This window comes from Streptomyces meridianus, assembly GCF_023703325.1.
Classification (GTDB): domain Bacteria; phylum Actinomycetota; class Actinomycetes; order Streptomycetales; family Streptomycetaceae; genus Streptomyces; species Streptomyces meridianus.
Map to the genome: position 1 here is coordinate 29,985 of NZ_JAMQGM010000024.1, position 7,924 is coordinate 37,908.

Consider the following 7,924-nt stretch of genomic DNA (forward strand, 5'->3'; position numbering starts at 1 on the left):
ATGTCGGTGCCCCGGTGGCCCGGGGTGGTGGTGCGGTGATGCGGAACGGAACGGCGGTCACTTCCGGGCGCTCGCGGACGCCTCCGCGATCTCCCGGAGGTTCGCCGCGAACAGCCCGGCGACCTCCTCGACCGTCTCCGGCCGGTGCAGGTTCGCCGAGTACGTCCAGGTGAACTCCATGCGGTCGCCGGCGACGCTGCCGGTGACGTCCAGCACGTTGGTGCGCAGTTCGCCGGCCGCGTGGTCGCCGCCGGGGCTCGGCAGGAAGGCGTGGTAGAAGCCGTCGCCCTCCTCGGCGCCGCCGAACTGGCCCAGGTAGTTGAAGCTGACCGGCGCCGGCGGCAGGGCGCGCAGCGGGCCCGCCTGCCGCTCGTCGCCGAGGTGGCGCAGCGCGCCGAAGCCGATGCCCCGGTTGGGGATCCGCCGCAGCTGCCGCTTGACCGCGCCGACGGCCCGCTTGCACGGGTCGCCCGCGCTCACGTCCAGCACCACGGGGTGGACCGTGGTGAACCAGCCGGCCGTCCGGGACAGGTCGATGTCGTCGAACAGCTCCTCCCGGCCGTGCCCCTCCAGCTCGACCAGCACCCGGGAGGAGCCGGCCCAGCTGTCGAACGCTCGGCCCAGGGCGGCCAGCAGGACGTCGTCGATCCGGCTGCGGAAGGCGGCGGGCGCCTCCTGGACGAGCAGCCGGGTGTGCTCCGGCGACAGCGCGACGGTGACGGCGGCCTGTGAGGCGACCGTGTTGGCCCCGCCGGGGTGGTCCACCGGCACCTCGGCCAGAGCCCCCTCCGCAACCGCGGCCCAGTGGGCGGCCTCGGCGTCGAACCCGCCGTCCGCCACGTGCCCGGCGAGCCGGGCGGCCCACTGCTGGAACGACGACGACTTGGCGCCGAGGTCCACCGGCTTGCCGGCCTCGAGCTGCGCGTGCGCGACCGCGAGGTCCTCCAACAGCAGCCGCCAGGTCACGCCGTCCACCACCATGTGGTGCGCGGTGAGCAGCAGCCGGGAGCGGCGGGTGCCGTCCCCGTCGAAGAGCACGGCCTCGAACAGCGGCCCGGTGGCGAGCCGTTCGGCATCCCGGGACCGGCCTGCCTCACGGGCGACGAGCTGTTCCATCTGTGCGTCCGTGGTGCCGGCCGCGTCGACGCGACGCAGGAGCGGTCCGGTCTCCGCCACCGGGACGATCCGCTGGGACCAGTGGCCGTCCTCGCGCTCCACGCGCAGCCGCAGCATGTCGTGGTGCTCGGCGAGGGCGGTGAGTGCCTGTTCCAGCAGGTCGGGGCCGACGCCGTCGGCCGTCTCGACGAGCAGCGACATGTCGAAGTGCTCGGGCGCCTGCGGGTGGCTCTCGAGGAACCAGCGCTGCACGGGGGTGAGTTCGACCTCGCCGGTGACGGCGCTCTGCTGCGCCGCGGGCACAAGACCGGCACCCCCCCCGGCCCCGGACCCGGCCTCGTCGATCGCGGCGGCGAGCGCGGTGACGGTCTGCCGCATGAACACGTCCTTCGACGTGAACACCAGTCCGACCTTGCGGGCCCGGGAGACCAGCTGGATGCTGAGGATGGAGTCGCCGCCCAGCTCGAAGAAGTTGTCCTCCGCGCCGACCCGTTCCAGCCCGAGGAGCGCGGCCCAGACCTCGGCGAGCTTCCGCTCGGTCGGGGTCCTGGGGGCGACGTGCTCGCCGGTCGTGAACGCCTCCAGGGACGGGGCGGGCAGCGCCTTGCGGTCCAGCTTGCCGTTGGCGGTCAGCGGCAGGGCGTCGAGAAGGACGATCGCGGACGGGACCATGTAGTCGGGCAGGACGGCTGCCAGCCCGGCCCGCAGGGCGTCGGCGCTCAGGTGCTCCCCGGCCGCGTAGCCGACCAGCCGCTTCGGGCCGGCGTTCTCCTCCCGGACGACGACGGCCGCCTGGGCGACCCCCGGCAGGGCGGCCAGCGCCGCCTCGATCTCGCCGAGTTCGATGCGGAAACCGCGCACCTTCACCTGGGAGTCGGCGCGGCCGATGAACTCGAGCTCGTGGTCGGGGGTCCAGCGGACGATGTCGCCGGTGCGGTAGAGCCGTTCGCCGGAGCCCCCGGGGTCGGCGACGAAGCGTTCCGCCGTCAGGTCGGGGCGTCCGGAGTAGCCCTGCGCGACGCTGCCACCGCCCAGGTACAGCTCACCGTGCACCCCCACCGGGACCGGCCGCAGCCACGCGTCGAGCACCAGGGCGCGCACTCCCGGCATGGGGCGGCCGATCAGTGGCCGCTCGGCGGGGCGGACCGGCCACTGGACGCTGTTCACCGTGTTCTCGGTGGGCCCGTAGAAGTTGTGGCAGACCTCCACACCCGAGTCGAACAGCCGGGCCGCGAGCGCCGCGTCGAGCGCCTCGGCGCCGACCGTGACGGCCGTCCTGCGGTACCGGCCCGCGTCGAGCAGGCCGGCGTCGACGAGCTGGGTGAGATACGACGGGGTGGTGTCGAAGTAGTCGATCCGGTGGGTGTCCAGGTAGGCGCACAACCCCTGGGCGTCCAGCCGGGTCTCCTCGTCGATCACGTGCAGGTGGTGGCCCTCCAGCAGCCACACCAGCGGGTCCCAGGAGGCGTCGAAGGTCCAGGCCGCCAGGTGCGCGGCGGTCAACTGCCCCTTACCGGACAGTTTTCCGAGGACGGTGGCACGGTAGCCGCCGACCGCGTTGGCCAGGTTGCCGTGCGAGACGACGACGCCCTTGGGAGTGCCGGTGGACCCGGAGGTGTACAGGGCGTACGCGGGGTGGTCCGGCGCCAGCGGCGCGGTGCGGTCCCGGTCGGCGACGGGTGAGGCGTCCAGGGCGTCGAGCACGGCCGCGGTCCGCTCGTCGTCCACGACGGTCATCGGCAGACCGGGGTCGACGGAGCGCAGCACCGGCACGGTGGCCGCGGTCGCCAGCAGGTGGGCGGGAGCGGCCTGGCCGAGGATCGTGCGGATGCGCTCGGCCGGGTAGCCCGGGTCCACGGGGACGTATGCGCCGCCCGCCCGCAGCACGGCGAAGATCGCCACGACGGCGTCGGGGGTGCGCGGCAGGCACACCGCGACCGTCCGGCCCGGACCGATGCCGGCGCCGATGAGGTGCCGGGCCAGCCGGTTGACCCGCTCCTCCAACTCGCCGAACGACAGCGTGGTGGTGCCACCGGTGAGCGCCGGCCGGCCGGGGTGGGTTGTCGCGGCGGCGGTGAGCCCGTCCAGTGCGTGGCCCTCGCCCGCGGCGAGGTCCGGGCCGTCGGCGGCGGCCGTCAGCGCGGCGTGCTCCGCCCCGGGGAGCGAGGCGATCCGGTGCAGCGGGCCGTCGGGCTGTCCGGCGAGCTGCGCCAGGAGGGTGCCCAGCTGCTCGGCGAAGCGGGCGACGGTGGCCGCCTCGAACAGGTCGGTGCTGTACTCGACGGAGCCGAGCAGCCGCCCGTCCGCCTCGCCGAAGTCCACGCTGAGTTCGAACAGCGAGTGGACGCGGGTCAGCGGGTACTCGCCGATCTCCACACCGTCCAGAGCGGCGGCCCCGCCCGGGGCGTTCTGGAGGGCCACCACGGCTTGGACGAGTGTCGGCCGGGAGGGGTCGCGCTCCGGGGCCACCGCCTCGACGACCCGGTCGAACGGCACCTCACCGTGCTCGAAGGCCTCCAGCACGGTCTCGCGCACCGCGGCGAGCAGCCCGGCGACGGTGCCGGACTCGTCCACCTGCGTGCGCAGGGCGAGGGTGTTGACGAAGAAGCCGACCACGGACTCCAGTTCGGCGCGGTCGCGACCCGAGGTGACGGTGCCGACGGTGATGTCCCGCTGCCCGGTCCAGCGGGCCAGCAGCAGCTGCACGGCGGCGGTCAGCGTCATGAACAGGGTGGTGTCGTGGGCGCGGCCGAGCCGGTGCAGTCCGGCGAGCACGTGCTCCGGCGCCTCGAAGGTGTGCACCGCGCCGGCGGTCCCGCGGACCTGCGGCCGCTCGTGGTCGACCGGAAGGTCCAGCGGCACGGCCCCGTCGAGCCGACGCTGCCAGTACTCGAGGGAGGCCTCGGGCTGCTCGCCGGTCGGCCGGCCCTGCTGCCACACCGCGAAGTCGGCGTATTGAACGGCCAGTTCGGGCAGGCCGGCCGCGGTGGCGAGGTCCGCGGTGGGCAGCCCGGGAGAGCCGAGGGCGGCGTGGTAGAGCCGTCCCAGTTCCCGGGTGATGAGCGAGGTGGACCAGGCGTCGGTGACGATGTGGTGGATCGCGAGCAGCAGCACGTGCTCCTCGGGCCCCAGGGCGACGAGCAGCAGCCGCAGCAGGGGACCCTCGTCGAGCGCGAACGGCTGCTGCACACCCTCGGTGAGCAGCCGCTCCAGCTCGGCGTCGCGCTCGTCCGGGCGCATCGCGCGGAGGTCGGCGACGGGCAGCCGGACGGGGTGCGGCGGCCGGATCACCTGGACGGGCTCGCCGCCGCGCGAGGCGAACACGGTGCGCAGCGACTCGTGCCGGTGCACGAGGGCGTCGAGCGCGGCGCGCAGCGCCGTGACGTCCAGCGGTCCGCTGAGGCGCAGCGCGCCGCCGGAGTTGTACTCGGAGCCGCCGGGGTCGAACTCGTTGAGGAACCACAGGCGGCGCTGGGCGTAGGAGAGCGGCAGGTCGCCGTCGCGCGGCGCGGGTGCGATCCGGTCCGCGGCGGAGGTGCCCGCGGCGGTCGCGGCGTCGAGGGCGGCGCCGAAGGCGGCGATGGTCGGGTGGTCGAACAGGGCGCGGGCGGGCATCCGGACGCCGGTCGCGTCCGCGATGCGGGAGATGAGCCGGATGCCGCTGATGGAGTCGCCGCCGACCCGGAAGAAGTTGTCGTGCACGCCGACGCGTTCGAGTCCGAGCAGCTCGGCCCACACGCCCGCCAGGGTCTCCTCGGTGGCGGTGCGGGGTGCGGTGTAGCCGGCCCCCGACTGGCCGGACCAGTCGACGTCGGGCAGCGCCTTGCGGTCGATCTTGCCGTTGGCGGTCAGCGGCAGTTCGTCGAGGAGGACGAAGGCGGACGGGACCATGTAGTCGGGCAGGACGTCGGCGACTGCGGTGCGCAGCCCGTCCGGGCCGAGGTCCGTCCCGGACGCGTCCGGCACCACGTGGGCGACCAGCCGGTTCTCGCCGCCCGGGCGCCGCAGCACGACGGCGGCCTGGGCGACGCCCGGCAGGGCCGTCAACGCGCTCTCGACCTCGCCGAGTTCGATGCGGTGGCCGCGGACCTTGACCTGGTCGTCGACGCGGCCGAGGAACTCCAGCTCGCCGTCCGCGCGCCGGCGGGCCACGTCGCCGCTGCGGTACATGCGGCTCCCGGGCGGGCCGAAGGGGTCGGCGACGAACCGCTCGGCGGTCAGTCCGGGCCGGTCGAAGTAGCCGCGGGCCAGGCCGTCGCCGGAGATGTACAACTCGCCCGGCACACCGGGGGCGACGGGACGCAGCCACGGGTCGAGCAGGTGGACGCGGGCGCCGGCCACCGGCGTGCCGATCGGCGGGGTCCCGCCGCCGGACAGCGGGCCGCTCATGGTGGCGGCGACGGTGGACTCGGTCGGCCCGTAGCCGTTGACCATCCGGCGGTCGGCGCAGAAGCGCGCCACGACCTCCCCGGGGGTGGCCTCGCCGGCCACCAGCAGCACCCGCACCGGCCCCAGGTCGTCCGGGTTGAGGCTGGGCAGCAGGGCGGGCGGCAGCGTCACCTGGGTGACGCCGTACCTGTGCAGCGCCCGGGGCAGGCCCTCGCCGGTCAGTTCCTCGCGCGGCAGCACGATCGCGGCGGCGCCGTTGAGCAGGGCGACGACCAGTTCGGCGATCGCCGCGTCGAAGCTGGGCGAGGCGAACTGGAGGATGCGGTCCCGCGGTCCGATGCCGAGCCGCTCCCGCTGCGTGGCGGCGAGCGCGGCGATGCCGTGGTGGGTGACGACGACGCCCTTGGGGCGGCCGGTGGATCCTGAGGTGTAGATGACGTACGCGGCGTCGTGCACGCCGATGCCGCTGCTCGCCGGGGCCGGGTCGGCGGCTGCGATCTCCTCGGCCGCCTCGTCGAGCAGGAGCAACTCGACGGAGCCGGGCAGACCCGCCGCGAGCCCGGTGCAGGTGACGACGGTGCGCACGCCCGAGTCCTCGGCCATGTACGCGAGCCGCTCGGCCGGGTAGCCCGGGTCCAGCGGCAGGTACACGCCTCCGGCGCGCATGATGCCGAGCATGGCCGTCACCAGGTCGGGGCCGCGCTCCAGGCACACGCCGACGAACTCGCCCCGGCCGAGGCCGCGTTCCAGCAGGTGGGACGCGAACCGGCCCGCCCTCTCGTCCAGTCCGGCGTAGCTGACCTCGCCGCCGTCGAAGAGCAGCGCGGTGGCGTCGGGCGTCGCTGCGACGTGCTCGGCGAACAGTGCGGGCAGCGTGCGCGGGGCCGGGGCGGGCAGGTCGGAGACGGCGGGCAGCCTGCCGCCGCCGAGGTCGGCCTCGCGCAGCGGGCGTTCGTCGCAGGCACCCGCCAGCGCCTCGGCGAGCTGGCCGGCGAGCAGCGCGACGGTGGCGCCGTCGAAGATCTCGCTGTTGTACTCCAGCGAGCAGTCGATGCCGTCGGCGCCCGGGAGGAACTCGAAGGTCAGGTCGAACACCGAGTGCTCGCGGTGCAGCGGGAACTCCTCGACCTCGAGCCCGCCGAGGGCGGCGCCGCGGCCGCCGTCGAGGTTCTGCAGGACCACGGCGGCCTGCACGAGCGGCGGGGTCGAGCTGTCCCGCTCGTCGAGCACCGCGTCCACCACGGCGTCGAACGGGATGTCGGCGTGGTCGAGGTCGGCCAGGACGTCGTCCTTGACCGTCTCCAGGAGCCGGCCGAACGACTGCTGCTCGTCGACCCGGCCGCGCAGCGCCACGGTGTTGACGAAGAAGCCCACCACATCGCTCAGTTGCGGGTTGTCGCGGCCGGCCACCACGGTGCCGACGACCACGTCCTCGGAGCGCGTCCAGCGGGCGAGGACCAGCTGCACGCCCGCGGTCAGCACCTGGAACAGGTTCGCCCCGCACTGCTCGGCGGCGCGGGCCATCGCTTCGGCGGTGGCGGCGGGCAGCCGGAAGCGGTGCGCGTCGCCGCTGGTGCCGCGCACCGGCGGGCGGGGCCGGTCGGTGGGCAGCTGGAGCGGGCCGGCGCCGTCGAGCCGGCGCTTCCAGTGCTCGAGCGAGGAGGCGTAGCGGGGACCGGTGAGGCGCTCGCGCTGCCAGACCGCGTAGTCCGCGTACTGGAGCACGGGTTCGGCCAGACCGGCCGCGGCCGCGAGGGCGGCGGGACCGGGCGCGGCGTCGTCGCACGCGGCCCGGTAGAGCACGTCGAGCTCCTTGCGGAGCACGCCCATCGACCAGCCGTCGATGACGATGTGGTGCATCACCACGAGCAGCACGTGGCGCTGCTCGGAGACCCGGAACAGGTGCACCCGCAGCAGCGGTCCGCGCTCCAGGTCGAACGGGGCGGCGAAGTGCTCCTGGACCAGGCGCTTCACCGTCTCGGGGTCCTCCGGCGCGTCCGTCACCTCGATCCGCAGGGCGCGGGCGGCGGCGTCCGCCTCGTGCACCACCTGCACGCCCTCGCCGTCCGCCTCGGCGAACGTCGTGCGCAGCGACTCGTGCCGGTGGACGAGAGCCGCGAACGCCCGGCCCAGCGCCTCGGCGGACAGCTCTCCGCGCAGGTCGAGGCAGAACGCGGAGTTGTAGTCCGCCCGGCCGCTCTCCAGCCGGTCCAGGAACCACAGCCGCTGCTGGGCGAACGACAGCGGCAGCCGTCCCTCCCGAGCGGCACGCCCGATCTCGTGGGACCGGTCCTTCTTCGCGGCGAGCCGGCGGCGCATCTCCTCGCGCAGTCTCGCCTTGCGGTCGGCAGTCATCGGACGGTCCTCCAGGGTGATTCGGGTCTGCGGCTTGCGCTCGGCCGCGGTCGCAGCCGGTTCG

General features: G+C 74.7%; 1 protein-coding gene. It reads right to left on the minus strand.

Annotation, left to right across the window (positions count from 1 at the left end; genetic code table 11):
- Nucleotides 1-57: 57 nt before the first annotated feature.
- Nucleotides 58-7,860: a non-ribosomal peptide synthetase gene (locus M1E25_RS11665; RefSeq protein ID WP_251413752.1), complete on the minus strand. Its 7,803-nt coding sequence runs from the start codon at nucleotides 7,858-7,860 to the stop codon at nucleotides 58-60.
- Nucleotides 7,861-7,924: the final 64 nt, after the last annotated feature.

Coding starts and splice junctions, on each gene's coding strand:
- M1E25_RS11665 (WP_251413752.1), bottom strand. CDS start 7,860: ATGACTGCCGACCGCAAGGCGAGACTGCGCGAGGAGATGCGCCGCCGG.